Annotated in this window: 18 protein-coding genes; 10 read left to right on the top strand and 8 right to left on the bottom strand. The window is 42.2% G+C overall.

The features are described from left to right. The first annotated feature begins 87 nt into the window (after nt 1-87). Entirely contained in the window at nt 88-612 is a 525-nt protein-coding gene (locus tag AEQ18_RS05675) for a prevent-host-death protein (protein ID WP_054115405.1), read from the top strand. A gap of 80 nt (nt 613-692) precedes the next feature. On the opposite strand, the gene AEQ18_RS05670 is transcribed toward AEQ18_RS05675, so the two are convergent. Continuing rightward, complete coding sequence (locus AEQ18_RS05670; protein WP_054115404.1) at nt 693-1,412, bottom strand: DUF2087 domain-containing protein; 720 nt, start codon at nt 1,410-1,412, stop codon at nt 693-695. A gap of 173 nt (nt 1,413-1,585) precedes the next feature. On the opposite strand from AEQ18_RS05670, the gene AEQ18_RS05665 reads away from it, so the two are divergent. The 3 genes from AEQ18_RS05665 (at nt 1,586) to AEQ18_RS05655 (ending at nt 6,100) form a co-directional block, all read left to right on the top strand. After that, nucleotides 1,586-2,758 carry a pyridoxal phosphate-dependent aminotransferase gene (locus tag AEQ18_RS05665; protein ID WP_054115403.1) on the top strand — a complete coding sequence of 391 codons (1,173 nt, stop codon included), beginning with the start codon at nt 1,586-1,588 and terminating at the stop codon, nt 2,756-2,758. 193 nt (nt 2,759-2,951) lie between these two features. Next, nucleotides 2,952-3,863, top strand: a complete 912-nt coding sequence (locus tag AEQ18_RS05660; RefSeq protein ID WP_054115402.1) for a phosphate ABC transporter substrate-binding protein PstS family protein — start codon at nt 2,952-2,954, stop codon at nt 3,861-3,863. A 251-nt stretch (nt 3,864-4,114) separates the two neighbouring features. Then, nucleotides 4,115-6,100, top strand: a complete 1,986-nt coding sequence (locus tag AEQ18_RS05655) for a GH25 family lysozyme (protein ID WP_152911888.1) — start codon at nt 4,115-4,117, stop codon at nt 6,098-6,100. A 76-nt stretch (nt 6,101-6,176) separates the two neighbouring features. Here the strand turns inward: AEQ18_RS05655 and AEQ18_RS05650 are convergent, their stop codons facing one another. Further along, nucleotides 6,177-7,901 (bottom strand): sensor histidine kinase, encoded by a 1,725-nt coding sequence (locus AEQ18_RS05650; protein ID WP_054115401.1) that lies wholly within the window; start codon nt 7,899-7,901, stop codon nt 6,177-6,179. After that, nucleotides 7,898-8,602, bottom strand: a complete 705-nt coding sequence (locus tag AEQ18_RS05645) for a response regulator transcription factor (RefSeq protein ID WP_054115400.1) — start codon at nt 8,600-8,602, stop codon at nt 7,898-7,900. The genes AEQ18_RS05650 and AEQ18_RS05645 overlap by 4 nt, the downstream gene beginning before the upstream one ends. 145 nt (nt 8,603-8,747) lie before the next feature. Between AEQ18_RS05645 and AEQ18_RS05640 the strand changes: the two genes are divergently transcribed. The 4 genes from AEQ18_RS05640 to AEQ18_RS05625 all read left to right on the top strand — a co-directional run bounded on the left by AEQ18_RS05640 (nt 8,748) and on the right by AEQ18_RS05625 (nt 11,331). Then, complete coding sequence (locus tag AEQ18_RS05640; RefSeq protein ID WP_054115399.1) at nt 8,748-9,221, top strand: DUF523 domain-containing protein; 474 nt, start codon at nt 8,748-8,750, stop codon at nt 9,219-9,221. After that, a complete protein-coding gene (locus AEQ18_RS05635; RefSeq protein WP_054115398.1) occupies nt 9,211-9,549 on the top strand; it encodes a putative DNA-binding protein in 339 nt (112 codons plus the stop codon). Before AEQ18_RS05640 ends, AEQ18_RS05635 begins: the two co-directional genes overlap by 11 nt. 14 nt (nt 9,550-9,563) lie before the next feature. After that, the gene (gene ffh / locus AEQ18_RS05630) at nt 9,564-10,982 is read left to right on the top strand and encodes a signal recognition particle protein (RefSeq protein ID WP_054115397.1); all 1,419 of its coding nucleotides are present in this window, start codon (nt 9,564-9,566) and stop codon (nt 10,980-10,982) included. Between the two features lie 154 nt (nt 10,983-11,136). Next, on the top strand, nt 11,137-11,331 hold the full coding sequence (locus AEQ18_RS05625) for a CsbD family protein (protein ID WP_054115396.1): 195 nt from the start codon (nt 11,137-11,139) through the stop codon (nt 11,329-11,331). A gap of 48 nt (nt 11,332-11,379) precedes the next feature. Here the strand turns inward: AEQ18_RS05625 and AEQ18_RS05620 are convergent, their stop codons facing one another. The 4 genes from AEQ18_RS05620 to AEQ18_RS05605 all read right to left on the bottom strand — a co-directional run bounded on the left by AEQ18_RS05620 (nt 11,380) and on the right by AEQ18_RS05605 (nt 14,978). Further along, nucleotides 11,380-12,453 carry an endonuclease/exonuclease/phosphatase family protein gene (locus AEQ18_RS05620; RefSeq protein ID WP_054115395.1) on the bottom strand — a complete coding sequence of 358 codons (1,074 nt, stop codon included), beginning with the start codon at nt 12,451-12,453 and terminating at the stop codon, nt 11,380-11,382. Nucleotides 12,454-12,545: 92 nt separating this feature from the next. Further along, nucleotides 12,546-13,703, bottom strand: coding sequence for an ABC transporter permease (locus AEQ18_RS05615; RefSeq protein WP_054115394.1), 1,158 nt, complete (start codon nt 13,701-13,703; stop codon nt 12,546-12,548). A 10-nt stretch (nt 13,704-13,713) separates the two neighbouring features. Beyond that, nucleotides 13,714-14,595 carry an ATP-binding cassette domain-containing protein gene (locus AEQ18_RS05610; protein WP_054115393.1) on the bottom strand — a complete coding sequence of 294 codons (882 nt, stop codon included), beginning with the start codon at nt 14,593-14,595 and terminating at the stop codon, nt 13,714-13,716. Continuing rightward, a complete protein-coding gene (locus AEQ18_RS05605; protein ID WP_054115392.1) occupies nt 14,592-14,978 on the bottom strand; it encodes a GntR family transcriptional regulator in 387 nt (128 codons plus the stop codon). Before AEQ18_RS05605 ends, AEQ18_RS05610 begins: the two co-directional genes overlap by 4 nt. A gap of 98 nt (nt 14,979-15,076) precedes the next feature. Between AEQ18_RS05605 and AEQ18_RS05600 the strand changes: the two genes are divergently transcribed. Then, nucleotides 15,077-15,646, top strand: a complete 570-nt coding sequence (locus tag AEQ18_RS05600) for a DNA-3-methyladenine glycosylase I (protein ID WP_054115391.1) — start codon at nt 15,077-15,079, stop codon at nt 15,644-15,646. A gap of 34 nt (nt 15,647-15,680) precedes the next feature. Further along, nucleotides 15,681-16,205 (top strand): dihydrofolate reductase family protein, encoded by a 525-nt coding sequence (locus AEQ18_RS05595; RefSeq protein WP_054115390.1) that lies wholly within the window; start codon nt 15,681-15,683, stop codon nt 16,203-16,205. 48 nt (nt 16,206-16,253) lie between these two features. On the opposite strand, the gene AEQ18_RS05590 is transcribed toward AEQ18_RS05595, so the two are convergent. Further along, complete coding sequence (locus AEQ18_RS05590; protein WP_054115389.1) at nt 16,254-16,805, bottom strand: NADPH-dependent FMN reductase; 552 nt, start codon at nt 16,803-16,805, stop codon at nt 16,254-16,256. Nucleotides 16,806-17,037: the final 232 nt, after the last annotated feature.

Below are 17,037 nucleotides of genomic sequence, written 5' to 3'. Positions count from 1 at the left end.
CTTTTACTTTTGCAACCAAAATCTTGTATAGCCTCTGAGATACTTTATGCTATAATGAATGCGTTGAGAACAGGGAGGACGTTGATTATGGAACTGAAGAAGCTGGATGTTCCCACTACTTCGATCACTGAAGTAAAAAAATCTCCGATGGATGTATTTAATCAAGCGCGAGAAGCCGGGACAGCCGTCTATGTATTCAATCGTGAAAAAGTGGCGGGGGTCATGCTGACACAAGAGCAATACGAAAAGTTATTACAAGAATTACATGCGTTGCGGGCCAGACCGATAGTAGAAGAAATCGAAGAGCCGGCAGTTGAAGGATTGGAAGAATTTCTGCATATCATGCGTCAAGCCTTGATCACGGGGGCCAGCATTTCCGCTAAGAACTTAGATGAGCGGATGGTTGCTTTAGGATTTATTACCCGAAAAACAGGTTTTGGCGGTGTCGTTGATATGATCAGTGAACTGAAAGAATCTGGGAAAATCATCTATCAACTTAGAAAGAAGCAAGATGGTAAAGCAATCACTGCAGAAGTGATTGGTGAACAAGACAACCAAACCCAATTGTTTGATAAATTGATCATCAAGAAAATTTTCTTGAAAGAAAAATAATTGGTGATACACATGAGTGCACGAAACAAATGACATCACGAAAAACAGCCTTCCTCATGTATAAGAGGATGGCTGTTTTTTTAGGTACGCCAATAGGTTTTTCCGTCATTTGTTCGCTTCATGAACCCATATTCAATCAAATAGCGTCGAACGGTGACATAATCGCTGATTGCTTGTTTCAAGATATCATTGACAGCGGCTTCTGAGTAGTTTTTTCCTGAATCAAAGCGCTCTGCAAGTACACCCAAGACGACCAATTTCCGCTTTTCTTTACTAGGGAATTGCTTGATAAATCCAGCTTCATCAAAGTAGGTTGCAATAATTTTTTTGCGTTCATCCGCTGTGATCGCATACCGATCATCAATCATTGTGGCCCCTTTATGAGGCGGGACTTCGGGCGTGTCTTGCAACAAGGACATAATACTTAAAAAAACCAGCGCCTGTCGTTGTTTTTCCTTTAATTTAAACCGATGATTTCTAACTGTTGAGGTTGAAATACCTAAACGTTGGGCGATGACAGCGTCTTTCAAGCCTTCAGCAAAGAGTTGTAGGATCTCTTGTTGGCTTTCGGATAGACCGGTTTGTTCTTTCGATTGAGCCAAAAGGCCAGCGATGGGGCCACCATGTGTATCCGCAATATGGGTATTGATTCGATTGTAGGCAGTAAAAAAGTGACCATCATGGGGATAGATTTCTTCTTTGTTGAAAGTGGCCGTGCAAAATAGGCAGTGGTAAGTAGTTTCTGTTTGACTAAAGCCGCGTTGATAGTCGTTTAATTTATCTACAATGCTGTTTTCCATAATTAACTCCTTCTTGTTTACTTATTTATAGACATTATATATTAATGTTGGTTTATAATCAAACGAAATTGGTTTTTAATTTAATTCGCGTTTTATCTTAAGTTTGTTTCGATTTTGTGGTAGGATTAACAACAATAGCGAAACTATTGCTTACACTAAAGGAGTGACCATTTATGGCAGATGTCAGTCAACGATTTAATCAAGAAGTTTACAAAATCGCGGTATCTTTGATTCGTACATTCGACGAACGGGTTTCATCGATTCCAGATATATTAAAATTGACGTTGGGGGAGCCTGATTTCAATACACCAGAACACGTCAAACAATCTGGGGTGACAGCGATCGAACAAAATTTCAGTCACTACTCTGGTATGGCAGGACTTGCCGACGTGCGGGAAGCTGCCAGTCTATTCCTAAAAACAAAATACCAATTGGATTATGATCATCAATCAGAAGTACTAGTCACGATCGGGGCGACAGAGGCCATCTCGGCTTCCTTATTGGCAACATTAGAACCAGGCGACAAAGTGCTTTTACCTGCACCTATCTATCCGGGATATGAACCAATCATCACTTTGGCTCATGCAACACCGATCTATTTAGACACCTCAGACAATGAATTTGTTTTGGCACCGGATGTCTTAGAAGCCGCGCTAGAAGAACACGGTGATCAAGTGAAAGCCGTTATTTTGAATTATCCAAGCAACCCTACAGGTGTGGTATATACCCGAGAAGAAGTCAAAGCACTAGCAGATGTACTGAAAAAATATCCAGTCTTCGTCATCAGCGATGAGATTTATTCAGAATTGACGTATGATGAACCACATGTGTCAATTGCTGAGTATTTGCGGGATCAAACGATCGTCATCAATGGATTGTCAAAATCACATGCGATGACGGGATGGCGGATCGGCTTTATTTTCGCTCCAGCAAATCTGACTGCAGAGATCATCAAAGTACACCAATATTTGGTGACCGCTGCCTCGACGATTTCACAAAAAGCAGCTGTTCGCGCATTGGTTGAAGGAATCAATGATGCTGAAGTAATGAAAGCTGATTACCGGGCACGACGTGACTTTTTATTTGAAAAAATGACTGGATTAGGATTTGATATCGCCAAACCTTCTGGGGCATTTTATCTCTTTGCCAAAATACCGACAGGCTTTGACCAAGATTCAATGGCCTTTTGCGTTGATTTGGCAGAAAAGAATCAATTGGCGATTATTCCAGGCATTGCTTTTGGCCCCGAAGCAGAGGGCTATGTACGGTTGAGTTATGCAGCCAGCATGGAGAATCTAGAGGAAGCAATGAACCGGCTAACGGATTATGTCACGAACCATCAGTAAGAAGAAAAGAGCAGATGATGCTCTTTTTTTTGTGTCCATACAGGAAATCAGCGATAAATAGAAGCAAGGTGTGCCAACGCAAACCTTTTGTTTACAAAAGATTTACAGAACTCAATCGAATCTTTACATGAAATCTATCAAGGGTTTACACCGTCTTGCTACACTAGGACTATAACGAAAGGAGATTTATCGAATGAAAAAATTGGGACTTTTATTTTTTGCAACAGGATTATTATTAGCGGGCTGTGGCAGCTCCGGTGCCAGCACAGAAAGCAGCCAAGCTGCCAGCGGATCGGCTTCATCCGGTAGCGCTGCAACAGAAAACGTAGAAATTTTAGCAGTAGGATCAACTGCATTGCAGCCTTTGGTTGAGGCAGCCAGTGAAAGTTATACATCAGAAAATCCCAACTATACAATTACAGTCCAAGGCGGCGGCAGCGGCACTGGTTTGAGTCAAGTGGAAGCCGGCGCTGTAACAATCGGTAATTCAGATGTCTTTGCCGAAGAAAAAGACGGCGTTGATGCAAGTAAGCTAGTGGATCACAAAGTCGCAGTGGTGGGTATGGCGCCTGTCGTCAACAAAGAAGTTGGCGTGACGGACATCAGCAAACAAGATCTGATTGGTATTTTTACAGGAAAAATCACCAATTGGTCTGAGTTAGGCGGTGCGGATCAAGAAATTGCGGTCATCAACCGTGCTTCAGGCAGTGGTACACGGGCGACATTTGAAAAATGGGGTCTAGACGGTGCTGAAACGATCCAAACGCAAGAACAGGATTCTTCAGGGACGGTGCGCAAAATCGTTGCTGAAACACCAGGAGCGATCAGCTATCTTGCTTTGTCTTATTTAGATGATACCCTTCAAGCGTTGTCACTAGATGGTGTTGAACCAACGGCCGAAACTATTGCAGACAATCAATGGCCGATCTGGTCTTATGAACACATGTATACCAATGGTGAACCAGATGCCAATGTCAAAGCATTCCTTGATTATATCTTGACGGAGGATGTCCAACAAGGCGCAGTCAAAGATCTAGGCTACTTGCCGATCACTGACATGAAAGTTGAACGCAGTGTAGACGGAGATGTCACCAACGTCGAATAAATATAGTGCCCCCAAGCGTATCTTCTCCCAAGAGAAGGTGCGCTTTTTATACATTTATTTAGTCATTGTTTGTCACGAAGCATGAGATCATAGCGTGGACAGTAGGTATAGATGAATCATAGAAAAATAGCAATGGCATATTTATACAAAGTAATTCCGTTAAATTTATCTTTTTCGGTGTTTTTTTTCTTTTTTTTCGGTAAAATAGAAGCAACGGTAATTGAAAGGGGAAAAAAATGATTAGGGGTAAAATGAAACGTATAAGATTAGGGGTATGTGCAGTCACAATATTTTTCTGGGGCGCTGTCGGTACATATGCAGAAACAACAGAATTAAGCAGTGAAACATCAAGCAGTACAAGTGCAACAGCTGTCACTGAACCTGCGACACAACAGACCGAAAGTTCATCAAGTGTCGAAAGCAATACGAATGTTACTGCATCATCAGAAACCAGCACATCAACGATTGCTTCTAGTACTGCAGAAACGACAGTTTCGTCATCAGTCGATGCATCAGAAGCGTCATCAACTAGTGAAACCCAACCAACAGAAGATCAAGTCTATTATGATACCAGTTTAGGATTGGATCCAACCTATCGCAATCGTTCTGACATTAAGGTCAGCCTGGCACGTGAGTTACGTGCGGCTTCTTCGGTTCCGTATATCGAAGCCGGGGATTCCACGACACCTAGCCAAGATTTCATCGACATCTCTTCTCATAATGGCATGATTACTGTAGATCAATTCAAGATCATTAAAAGCTATGGTGTGTCCGCAGTGGTCGTCAAATTGACCGAAGCAACATCCTATCAAAATCCTTTAGCGGCTTCTCAGATCGCCAATGCCAAAGCGGCAGGATTGATCGTACACGTCTATCATTATAGCTGGTACACTACGGAAAGTGGTGCTAAAGCAGAGGCAGATTATTTTGTCAGCTATGCCAAACAATTGAATTTGCCAACATCAATGTTGATGGTCAATGATTACGAGGAATCGAATATAAAAAATAAAGCCGATCACACGGCATTAGCAAAAGTCTTTGAAAATCGCTTAAAGGCTCTTGGCTATACGAATACCCATCATTATATCGGTATCTCATGGATCACAGAGAAAGTGATCGATCCAGAGGTTTTAGGTAAGAATAAGGTCTGGATCGCCCAGTATCCGTATCAACCTACCTTTCAAAAGCATACAGAATATAGTGCGTGGCAATGGACCTATAATGTAACCTTCCCAGGCGTTTCCGGGACGTTTGACATGAATTCGGATTACAACAAATATTTTATCAGTCAAGGACAAGGTGGGGCCATCTCTGACGGCCGCTATGCAACGATCACCAAAGACAATTATACGATATGGCAAAATTTTTCATGGACAAAGAAAGCTGATTCAAAAGCGTACCTTGGTCAAACATTGCAAATCAAAGTCCGCTATGAGCATATCAATGGCAGTACCTATTATTCACTGTATGACAATCAAGGGAAATGGGTTGGCTATATCAATGCTGGCGGAACCAAAGTCGCGACCGGTGCACAAGGCAATTGGCAATCAAAAAATACCTATGTGAAGTTTAAACAACAAGACACGATCTATCGTGATTTTAGCTTTAATAAAACCACCAAAGTGACAGCTGCGATGTTAAAAAACACATATAAAGTGACCGGTACGTACCGACATTTCAATGGTACAGTCTATGATTCAGTCTACGATATGAATGGGACGTGGATTGGTTATATTCCCACAAACAAATTGTTTGTGCAAGCAAATCAAGGTCCGGCGATCTCAGATGGGCGCTACGTTACGATCAAAAGTGCCAACTATTCGATATGGCAAAATTTTTCATGGAAATTGAAATATTCCAGCAAAGATTACTTGAATCAAACATTTTTGGTCAAAGTTCGCTATGAACATTTGAATGGCAGTGTCTATTACTCACTGTATGACAATCAGGGCAAATGGTATGGCTATATCAATGCCACTGGAACCAAAGTCGCCAACAACGCAGGCGGTGCTGCAATCTCCAGCAACCAATCGGTCACGATATCGAGTAAGAATTATTCAATTTGGCAAAACTTTTCATGGAAAGAAAAAAACAAAAGCAGCAATTTATATGAGCAAACGTTCCAAGTCAAGGTCTATTACAATCATTTTAATGGCAGCACCTATTATTCACTATACGACAGCAAAGGCACATGGTATGGTTATATCAATGCCAACGGAACAAAATTAGTCAAATAAATGTTGTTGATGAGAAACACGGGAAACACGTAAAAACAACCACGGCACAAACAGTCATTGTCTGTGCCGTGGTTGTTTAGTTATCTAATGGGAATGTCAACGTAAAAGTCGTACCAACGTTAGGGAAACTGTCCACGGAGATCGTGCCGCCTAAAATCGTCGTGTAATCTTTGACGATCGCTAAGCCTAAGCCGGTTCCGCCGGAATTGCGGGCACGGGCTTTATCTACACGATAAAAGCGTTCAAAAATCCGTTCTTGGTCTTCTTCGGCGATCCCGATTCCTTGATCAGCTACTTGGAGGCGTAGGGTGGAACCAACAATCTGATAAGACAATGTGATGGTACCCCCATGTTTGGCATAAGTCACAGCATTTTCAATCAAGTTCTTGATGATTGGCTGCAGCAATTCCAGCTTACTTGTAATGGACAGCTGGTTTGGACCATGGATCTCGAAAACCAATTGTTTTTGATCAGCAAGGGGTTTGTAAGTTTGCGTAATACTCGATACGAGCGCAGCGACATCAATCGGCTGATCTTCGTAAGCAAACGAGTCGCTATTCTTTGAAAGCTGGATAATTTCTTGGATCAGATTTTTCAAACGATAGGCATCTTTTTGAATGATTTCCAGAAAAGCCTGCAACGTTTGAGGATCTTCCTTCGCTCCATCAAGCAATGTTTCGGTAAAACCAATCAAAGATGTGACTGGTGTTTTCAGTTCGTGGGACACATTGCCGACGAAATCTTGCTGCATTTTTTCTAACTGCCGGATTCTCGTCAAGTCGTAAACCAAACCGATCCGTTGCTTTTCCTGAAATGAACGCAAAGTGATATCAAGGACACGTGGATGGTCACTGCCAATGGTTGTTTCTGCATGTAATACAGGGGTATGTTCTGTGAACTGATAAATCAACTGAATCAATTGCGTATCATGGATGACTTCAGTAAATGCCACTGGCATAGGTGGCATTTGGGAAATCGCGAGTTGATCTTGCATCGTTGGATTCATCAACAACAATTGGTCCTCGTCATCAATGATAAAGACACCAATCATCAATTCACCCAACAAGTCATACAGCTGCGCTTCTGAGGCTGCATACGCGCGGTATGTTTGGCTCATTTGTTCGCTGAGTTGATTGATCAATTGATAGAGTTCATCATGTTCTGGTGTTTCTTGCATGATGATCGCTTGTTGTTCAGGGGATGAAATCATTTTTTTGATGACAGGCAAAATTGTTTGAACGGGCCGATTCTTTTGGCGCAGTGTGTGAAAAATCAGTACGCTGATAAACAAGCAGAACAGAACATAGACCAGTAAGATCGATTGTTCGATTGATTGGCTTTTAGCAAAAAAGGCAGCTGTGGGCTCTGCAATGCGCAGAATTTGGGTAAGATTGCCGTCTTCTTTGATTGGCACAGCCACATACAGCAATTCTTCATGTAACGTATCACTTTCTCTAAGTGATTGTCCGACGCTGCTGCCACGCAAAATAGCTTGAACTTCGGGTCGGTTTGAACGGTCCTCATGCAATGTATGATCATACGTATCATAGATAATGGTGCCTTGCGCATCCATTAAGGTCATCCGGCTATTGCCGTTTTGAACATAGGCATCGGCGAACTGCTGCAATGTGTCTGTTTGGGTTTGGGAAAGATCTAAAAAGATCGAGGCTTTTTCTTCTAAAAAATCGGCTTGCTGTGCGATCACTTGCTGGCGATAGAAACTGCTCAATAACTGCCAGCAAAGGAAAAAAACGATAAATAGCAAGATGGCCCATAAACTATAGCCAAAGCGTTTTTTCATCTATCCGGCTCCTGAAACTTATAGCCGAATCCTCGTACTGTCACCAAATATTCTGGCTGTTTTGGATCTTTCTCGATTTTTTCCCTTAAATGACTGATATGAACATCAACGATGCGGCTTTGCCCATCAAAATCGAAATTCCATATACGATTGAGTAAGGTATCGCGGTCAATGACCCGTCCTTTACGTTTCATAAAGTAGACCAGAAGTTCGAATTCTTTAGGGGTCAAAAAGATTTTTTCTCCAGCAACAGTGACTTGATAGTTGGTGATATCAGCGACGATCTTGCCGACTTGGATCATTTCGGCTGGTTTATCTTCCTCACGCATGCCTCTAGGCTCTAAGCGTCTGGAAATGGCTTTGATCCTTGCAAGCACTTCTCTAGGACTAAAAGGCTTCGTCAAGTAATCATCAGCACCAATTTCTAAGCCTAATATCCGATCGATCGGATCATCTTTGGCTGTTAATACCAAAATAGGCGTTTCGATTTTTTCTTGCCGTAATTTTTTTGTGATCTCGATCCCATCCATTGAAGGCAGCATGACATCCAAAATGATAAAATCAAAGGCTTCGGCTACAGCCATTTCAAAAGCTTCTTTCCCATCAGCCACCGAAACCACGCGGTAGCCTTCTTTTTCTAAATTAAAGGTCAAAAGTGTGACGATAGACGGTTCATCATCCACAACTAGAATTTTTTTCATATGTACTCCTTTGGTTTCTTTTTAAGAAACGAATGATTTTCAACGAACAAGACCTATTTTAGCACGAATAGGGAATTGGTACTATTGTATCGGCTAAATAAATGCTATAATAGAGGACGATTTCATAGAAAGCTGAGGGGTTTGAATGATTGGGATCAGTGCATGTCTGGGCGGTGTTTTATGCCGCTACGATGGAAGAAGTCAAACAGTGCCTCAGTTGATGACACTTGTGCAAACAGGTCAAGCCGTGATGGTCTGTCCAGAAGTTCTGGGTGGGTTGCCGATCCCTAGGGAACCAGCAGAAATCATTGGCGGTGATGGAGAAACAGTCTGGCAAGGTCAGGCAATCGTCAGGACGATTTCAGGAGAAGACGTCACAGAACAATTTAAAGCTGGCGCGATCTTAGCGTATCAGAAGCTGCAAAAATTAGAAATCGATCAATTGATACTCAAAGAAAAAAGTCCCTCATGCGGCAGCCGCATGATTTATGATGGTCAGTTTTCTGGTATCAAAAAAGCCGGTGTCGGCGTTGCATGTGCGTATTTTCGCCAACAAGGCTTGCAAGTGATGTCGGATGTCGAGTGGCTTGAAAGCCTGGAGGAAGCAAATGGAAATTGAAAAAACCAATCGAATGAACGCTTTGTTTGAATTTTATTCCACATTGCTGACAGAAAAACAGATGAATTACATGGAATTATATTATGCAGATGATTTTTCTTTAGGTGAGATTGCCGAAGAATATGAAATCAGCCGCCAAGCAGTCTATGATAATATCAAACGGACAGAACGTATTTTAGAAGATTATGAAAAAAAGCTGCACTTGTTTTCTAACTACATTATGCGAGAAACATTGCTTGAACAAATCACGGAATATACACAAACCCATTATCCGAAAGATGAAATGTTACAAGGGTTTATCCAACAGTTTCAAGAAATCGAAGAATAAAGGAATGAATATGAATGGCATTTGAAAGTTTAACAGATCGCCTCCAGCAGGCAATGAGCAAACTACGCCGCAAAGGAAAAGTGACTGAAGCGGACGTAAAAGAAATGATGCGGGAAATTCGTCTGGCGCTACTTGAAGCCGACGTGAATTTGCAAGTCGTAAAAGAATTCACCAAAAATGTCCGCGAGCGGGCAATTGGTGTTGAAGTCTTAGATAGTCTATCCCCAGCACAACAAATCGTCAAAATCGTCGATGAAGAACTGACCAAAACGCTAGGTTCTGAAACCGTAGGCATCGAAAAGTCTCCAAAGATCCCAACGATCATTATGATGGCAGGTTTGCAAGGGGCCGGTAAAACGACCTTCGCCGGCAAATTAGCTAATCATTTGATGAAGACGGAGAATGCACGGCCGTTGATGATCGCCGGCGATATTTACCGACCAGCGGCCATTGACCAATTGAAAGTATTGGGTCAGCAATTGAATGTGCCTGTTTTTGATATGGGTACAGATGTCAGCCCAGTCGAGATCGTACGCCAAGGATTGGCTGTTGCCAAAGAAAAGAAAAATGATTATGTGTTGATCGATACAGCCGGCCGGTTGCATATCGATGAACAATTGATGGACGAATTGAAGCAAATCAAGGATTTAGCCCAACCGAATGAAATCTTATTGGTGGTCGATGCGATGACCGGGCAAGATGCGGTCAATGTGGCAGAAAGCTTCAATCAACAACTCGGCATCACAGGTGTGGTCATCACCAAATTAGATGGGGATACCCGTGGGGGGGCCGCGTTATCGATTCGTCAAGTGACCGGGGCACCGATCAAATTCACTGGTACTGGTGAAAAACTGACTGATTTGGAAGTTTTCCACCCAGATCGCATGTCAAGCCGTATTTTGGGCATGGGGGATATGCTGACCCTGATCGAGAAAGCCCAACAAGATTATGATGAGAAAAAAGCAGAAGAGCTTGCCCAAAAAATGAAGGAAAATTCCTTTGACTTCAACGACTTTGTTGAACAGATCGATCAAGTCATGGGGATGGGACCGATTGAAGATTTATTGAAAATGATTCCTGGGATGAGTCAAATGCCAGGGATTGAAAATGTCAAAGTCGATCCTAAGCAAATCGCCCGACAAAAAGCCATGGTTTATTCTATGACACCAGCGGAACGGGAAAACCCCGATCTATTGAACCCAAGCCGACGCCGTCGAATCGCAGCTGGTTCAGGAAATAGTGTAGTCGAAGTCAATCGAATGATCAAACAATTCAAAGAATCCCGTAAAATGATGCAGCAAATGAGCAAAGGCAACATGAATATTCCTGGGATGGATCAAATGTTCGGTGGCGGCGTCAAAGGTAAATTAGGCAAAATGGCGATGAACCGCATGGTCAAGAAGCAAAAGAAAAAGAAGAAGAAGCGGAAATAATGCGCTTTTGATTCAATAGAAAAATACGCTATTAGGCAGCCAGTCGTTCAATGGCTGCTTTTTTGCTGCTCGTGCATTGGCAAGCAAATCATTCGTACTTTCCCGCAGTTGGTGCTACTATTGGTTTATAGAAATGATGAGAGGAGCATTGACGATGACAAACAAGGATCGTGTAGAAGGTAAAGTAACTGAAACAAAAGGTAAACTTACGGGGGATGACTCCGAAGAATTGAAAGGCAAAGCCCAAAATAAATACGGCAAAGCCAAAGACAAAGTAGAAGACTTTGCAGATGATGTATCCCGCAAAGTGAATGACTTCTTTGACAAGAAAGACGATAAAAGAGATTGATCGATCAATAAAACCCCCGTTCATATCAAGTGAGCGGGGGTTTTTATCTTATTGCTCATTCAATTTAAAATCGATCACAACTGGATTATGATCAGAATAGGCAAATCCACCATCATGAACGGCAACCGCTTGGACAGAGATATTGTCGGACACCATAAACCCATCTAGCACACTCACATAAGAAACCCCAGGTTCGTAAGGAATATCCAACTTGCGGGTAGTGGGAATCGCATCTTCAGCGATGGTGCCTTTAGGAACCGTGAACCCTTCAGGCAAAGTTGATTCTGGGAAAGGCTGATCCCAACTATGCCGCTCGGCGGTCGTATTGAAAATCGTTGGGCTGTCCCCAAGCATATCATGGTTGAAATCGCCGCCAACCAATACATAATGACCGGCTTGATAAGACTGCGTCATCACATCATATAATTTATTGACCTGTGCTTCTTGCACCGCAGGATCATCGGTATAAGCTGACAAGTGGACATTGATCGCAATCAGTTCTTTGCCATTTGATACAGGAATATGACTGACAGAAAAGGCACGGTCCAAATCAAAAAATTTATTAAAATTGGTTTCGATCGGCAAGGAATAGCGGATCGCTTCTGTTATGTCGCTTTTGGCAAGGGTGACGAGGCCAGATGTCGCTTGTCCAATGGGATCCAAGAATGGGTAGAACAAATAAGCAGATTGGTAGTTTTGTGCGTAGACACTGCTGTTGTTTGGAAATTGTTCTTGTAAAAAGGCCACTTCGTTTACGTGCCGAGAGCGATCACCATCTTGATCGACTTCTTGGAAAAAGGAAATCGTTGGATCAATCGCTGTGGTCGTTTCAGCTACGCCAGTCATATTGCCTTCAACAGTTGCTTGGTCTTTGGCCCGAGAACTTTTGCCACCATCCATAAAGAAGGTATAATCGGCAGTGTAAGCACCATACCCAATATTGAAAGTCATGCCGCGATAGCGTTGGTCAGTTGTCAAGACTTCTTGATTGTTGGTTTCAGGTGTCAGGACCTGTTTGTCAGCAATCCGCTGATAACTTAAGAATAAATACGCGATGTAGCAAAGCAATGCCACGATGATCACACCAACCACGACACCAATATAAATCAACATCTTTTTCATTTTCCTCCTCCTTTAACCCTATCATACAAAAAAGCCAACAAAAAAACCAGTTTTACTAGAAGCGTAAAACTGATTCAAAGCGTCAATGAGATTTAAGTAAGTTTGTTCCGCCGTTTGTGCCACCAACCCATGAGTGCTTTCGGATAGACCATCAGTAAACTGATGATCAAGCAGACGAAGAGCAGCAGCAAGGATCTGAAGATGATCCCTTGATAGGTCTCAGAAAAGTCATCATACAGTTTGATATAAAAGAAATCGTGGGGATAGTAGTTGGCCATGAACAGATAGAACCAAGTGCCTAAGGCCATGATCCAATAGGCAGGTGCTCTTAAGAAGGGCACTGTCACATACTCCCCTTCGTTATCCAATGACAAAGCAAGAAAGACTTTTTCCATCACTACGAATAAAAGTAAGAACAGTCCTGCATATAAAAGATATACCCACCAGTCGTAGTACCTTCCTTCTGGCCAAGCGATCCATAGCGAAAAAGGCGCATAGACATCTTCCTTTCCGTTCAAGAAAGCCAAACTGTATAATAGTCGGAAACTACTGTAAAAATTGCTGCCGATCGTTGATAGAAAAAGAACGAACAAGACGGAAAGGGGACCAGCCACGAGATTGCCTAGTGAGATCCCTAGAAACAAGCCAACCATAAAGACCAGTATATTGGTAAAGAATGTACTTAGGCCAGATAAGAGCAAGTTTGCCATAGGGATCATAAAGTAGGATTGGTCGATCATCAATGACCGAATCAAACAATTTCCTACGATGCCAATCAACAAAGCCATACTGATCGGTAATAAAACAAAACCTATTTTTTTTCGAAAAAGTGTTTTTTTCTGTACTGGCAAGGTGAGTAGAAAGCGGGTGAAATTGGTTCGATAGTCTACAAAAAAGGCCAGAAAACCTAAAATGAATAGCGTCAGCAGAATCAATTGAGGTTGGGCATAACTGAAATCATTGTAAAAATACGTATCATCCCCGTCGTGATTTTTGCCAATTGACAATACATCTTGTCGATAGGCATCAATCGATTCGTAGTGAATTTCTTTCTCTCCGTCGTAACTTTTGACGTAATAAGAAGGATGGTTGGTATAGTCATAGATAAATTCATCTGAATACAAGTAGTTATATTGCGTGTGCCAGTCTCTTTGACTTTGCCAACCAGCACCAAGATAGATGGCAATCAAGATCAAACAAGCCCCAATCAATGTTTTGCCATAACGTTCTTTAAAAATTTGCGTCAACATATAGTCACCTTTACCCTTTCATCAAAGTTTCGCGGCTGAGGTTGGCCTCGAATAAGTCTTCTAAAGTCAATGGCAATTCCTCGAACAACAATGGTTCTAACCGACGAATGTCATCCGCTAAGGTTTGATCGTAATGTTCAAACAATGCCACCAGTACCCGGCCTTGTCGATGGATCAATTTTGCATGCTGTTTGATCAGCGGTGGCACTTGCTTGCTGCGAAAGACCAATTGGATCTTGCGGGCATGTTCTCTCAGAGACTCTAGGCGATAATCAGCTTCAATCGTCTTGCCCTTGATCAAAAGTGCGCGGTCGATGATCGTTTCTAATTCATTTAGATTATGAGAAGCAATCAAAGCCGTCCGTTGCGTTTCGCCTAAATTTTCCAATAGTAGACCAACTACTTTCTTGCGTACGATGACGTCTAAACCATCGAAGGGTTCATCTAACAGTAAGAAAGTTGCATTTGATGCAATGGCTAAAATCATTTTGTACAAGCCTTGCATCCCTTTGGACATCCGGCGATAAGCATGATTGAGTGGTAACCCATGGGCATGCATCGTTTCTAAATATAAATCTTGATCGAATCGAGGATAAGCCAATCGATAAAACTGATTGATCTTCTTTAAGGAATACGCATTAAGAAAGTTCTCTTTTTCGTCAATATAAAAAATTTGTTCCTTGAATTCAGGATAAAGATCTATGCGCTGATCGTCTACCGATATTTCCCCATCATCTAGCAGGTAATGGCCTGCGATGGTTCGAAATAAAGTTGTTTTTCCAGAACCGTTTCGGCCAATCAAGCCGACGATCTCACCTCTGCCTAAGGCAAAATTGACATCTTCTAAGATCGTCTGCTGGTCAATCAACTTTGTTACGTGTTCAATCTTCATTTTAAATCGCCTCCCAATTCATTTTCAAATACTGCTAACCATTCTGTGATTTCTTGGATGCTGAGGTGTAAGTGCGTGGCTTCGATCACAAGTTCTTTTAGCCGTTCTCTCAGCTGTTGAATCCGCAATTCATCTCTTGGCAAGCGATCTGTTTCTTGGACAAAGGTTCCCTTCCCTTTGATGGTCACTAGGATTTGTTCCGTCTCTAGGACTTTATAGGCTTTACTGACCGTATTTGGGTTCATCAGCAGCGTTTTTGCCATTTCCCGTACAGATGGAATTTGATCTCCAGCAACCAATATACCGTTGATAATGTCTTCTTTAAGGCTTAATACTAATTGTTCATAATAAGGTTTGCTGCTGGTCTTATTGATACTGACCATGGCTATCAGCTCCTTTCTGTTTATGTGTACTAGTATACGTAGTACACTAGTGGAAGTAAAGGGCTTTATGTTAAAATATGTAAAAAGGAGTTGGTAGTGTGACAAGATGTGATTGGGCGATGAGCAATGCGGCGATGCAAGTGTACCACGATACAGTTTGGGGAAGACCTGAATATGATGACCAACAGTTATTTCGAAAACTCGTTCTCGATATGAATCAAGCGGGGCTAAGTTGGCAAACGATTTTAAATAAAATGGCAAATTTTGATCAAGCATACGATGACTTTGATATTCAAACGGTTGCCGGATACACCGAAGCAAAAGTTGAATCATTGATGATGGACGCTGGAATCATTCGCAATCGGCGCAAAATTGAAGCGGCCATCCATAATGCCCAACAGGTGTTGGTAATCCAAAAAGAATATGGCAGTTTTGCGGCGTTCTTGTGGCAATATGTCAACGATCAGCCAATCGTCAATCACTTTGAAGCTATCACTGAAGTGCCTACACATTCAGTTGTTTCTGATCAATTGGCAAAGGATTTGAAAAAGCGGGGATTCAAATTTGTGGGTACCACAACGATTTATGCGTTTATGGAAGCAGTCGGTATGGTCAATGACCATTTGGTTACGTGTATTTGCCGTCAAGATCAGGGCCATGAAGTTTGATACATCGGATTATAACTAAGAAGGGATGAAGGATATGGGGAAAGTTGTTTTTTATGGCGCGATTAGTTTAGATGGTTTTTTAGCAGATCAACAGGACGGATTGGCCTGGTTATTTGAAACAGAGACAGGTGAGCAGACGACTTATGAAGCGTTTTTCAAGACAATCGATACGACATTGATGGGACGTAAGACCTATCAAGAAGCAAAGAAGCTGCTTTCAGGTGCATTGCTTTATCCAGAGAAAGAAAACTATGTCTTTTCACGCACGCTTTCTGCTCCTTTGCCAGATGCTACGATTGTAGAAGAAGATCCAGTTGCATTCATACACGCCCATAAAGCAAAAAACATCTGGGTCGTTGGCGGGGGGCAGCTGCTGCAACCGCTTCTAGAAGCAGACCTGATCGATGAGTGGTACATCCAAATCGCGCCAGTGCTGCTGGGATCCGGGAAACGATTGTTTCAAGAAGGGGACTACACATCACGGTTGCAATTCGTCGATACAACGCAAATGGGGGAACTGATTGAATTGCATTATGTGCGGCCCGCAAGAAATCAATAGCGCAATGAAAAGAGGTGCAGCAAATGCTGCACCTCTTTAATAGGCTGTTTAGTTGAAGCGATTGAAAAATTCAATGTATTTGTCTGTGATGGTTTGGAAGAAGTTCACAGTATCTGCTTTGATCTCATTGTTTTCATCAATCAAGTTTGTGATACCGCCAATGTATGCTTCAGGTTGTTGCAAGGTTGGCATATCTAAGAATACAAGAGATTGACGCAAGTGATGATTGGCACCGAAACCTGCGATCGCACCAGGTGATACGCTGACAACCAATGCAGGTTTGCCTCCCCAGCTGCTTGCGCCGTAAGGACGAGAACCAACATCTAAGGCATTTTTTAATGCGGCTGGTACAGATCGGTTGTATTCCGGTGTGAAGAAGAAGACCCCATCTACACCTTGCACGTCTTGACGGAAGCTAGTCCATTCAGCTGGGACATGGCCTTCTACATCCAAGTCTTCGTTATAAAATGGCAGTTGTCCAATCTCAAGGAAGACCGCTTCGAAACCTTCAGGCAATAATTCGGCAAATTTTTTGGCCACGATTTTGTTGAATGAGCCTTCGCGTAAGCTACCTACGATAAAACCAATTTTTTTTGACATATAAAATTCCTCCTCGTGTTTGATTACTCTTTTAACTTACCAAAAGTAAGTTAAAAGTGCAAATAAAAAGTATTGTGCGTAAAGATCTTGTGCTACTACTAATGATACGCGTGATTTTTTATTCTGGCAAAAGATATCCATGAAGGGAAATTGCGCTTTTTTTTAACTGTAAAGAAAAAACTCTTTACACCGTCGTGAAAACCTGTTAAACTAGCTCTTGTGATTAAAACAT

The sequence above is a fragment of the Enterococcus sp. RIT-PI-f genome (genome assembly GCF_001297065.1).
GTDB lineage: Bacteria > Bacillota > Bacilli > Lactobacillales > Enterococcaceae > Enterococcus_D.
Note: the sequence above shows the minus strand (reverse complement) of the source record. Positions and strands in the feature narration are given on the sequence as shown.

Excerpts from the sequence above, each read along its gene's own strand:
- AEQ18_RS05675 (WP_054115405.1), top strand. The coding sequence starts at position 88 with ATGGAACTGAAGAAGCTGGATGTTCCCACTACTTCGATCACTGAAGTA.
- AEQ18_RS05670 (WP_054115404.1), bottom strand. The coding sequence starts at position 1,412 with ATGGAAAACAGCATTGTAGATAAATTAAACGACTATCAACGCGGCTTT.
- AEQ18_RS05665 (WP_054115403.1), top strand. The coding sequence starts at position 1,586 with ATGGCAGATGTCAGTCAACGATTTAATCAAGAAGTTTACAAAATCGCG.
- AEQ18_RS05660 (WP_054115402.1), top strand. The coding sequence starts at position 2,952 with ATGAAAAAATTGGGACTTTTATTTTTTGCAACAGGATTATTATTAGCG.
- AEQ18_RS05655 (WP_152911888.1), top strand. The coding sequence starts at position 4,115 with ATGAAACGTATAAGATTAGGGGTATGTGCAGTCACAATATTTTTCTGG.
- AEQ18_RS05650 (WP_054115401.1), bottom strand. The coding sequence starts at position 7,901 with ATGAAAAAACGCTTTGGCTATAGTTTATGGGCCATCTTGCTATTTATC.
- AEQ18_RS05645 (WP_054115400.1), bottom strand. The coding sequence starts at position 8,602 with ATGAAAAAAATTCTAGTTGTGGATGATGAACCGTCTATCGTCACACTT.
- AEQ18_RS05640 (WP_054115399.1), top strand. The coding sequence starts at position 8,748 with ATGATTGGGATCAGTGCATGTCTGGGCGGTGTTTTATGCCGCTACGAT.
- AEQ18_RS05635 (WP_054115398.1), top strand. The coding sequence starts at position 9,211 with ATGGAAATTGAAAAAACCAATCGAATGAACGCTTTGTTTGAATTTTAT.
- ffh (WP_054115397.1), top strand. The coding sequence starts at position 9,564 with ATGGCATTTGAAAGTTTAACAGATCGCCTCCAGCAGGCAATGAGCAAA.
- AEQ18_RS05625 (WP_054115396.1), top strand. The coding sequence starts at position 11,137 with ATGACAAACAAGGATCGTGTAGAAGGTAAAGTAACTGAAACAAAAGGT.
- AEQ18_RS05620 (WP_054115395.1), bottom strand. The coding sequence starts at position 12,453 with ATGAAAAAGATGTTGATTTATATTGGTGTCGTGGTTGGTGTGATCATC.
- AEQ18_RS05615 (WP_054115394.1), bottom strand. The coding sequence starts at position 13,703 with ATGTTGACGCAAATTTTTAAAGAACGTTATGGCAAAACATTGATTGGG.
- AEQ18_RS05610 (WP_054115393.1), bottom strand. The coding sequence starts at position 14,595 with ATGAAGATTGAACACGTAACAAAGTTGATTGACCAGCAGACGATCTTA.
- AEQ18_RS05605 (WP_054115392.1), bottom strand. The coding sequence starts at position 14,978 with ATGGTCAGTATCAATAAGACCAGCAGCAAACCTTATTATGAACAATTA.
- AEQ18_RS05595 (WP_054115390.1), top strand. The coding sequence starts at position 15,681 with ATGGGGAAAGTTGTTTTTTATGGCGCGATTAGTTTAGATGGTTTTTTA.
- AEQ18_RS05590 (WP_054115389.1), bottom strand. The coding sequence starts at position 16,805 with ATGTCAAAAAAAATTGGTTTTATCGTAGGTAGCTTACGCGAAGGCTCA.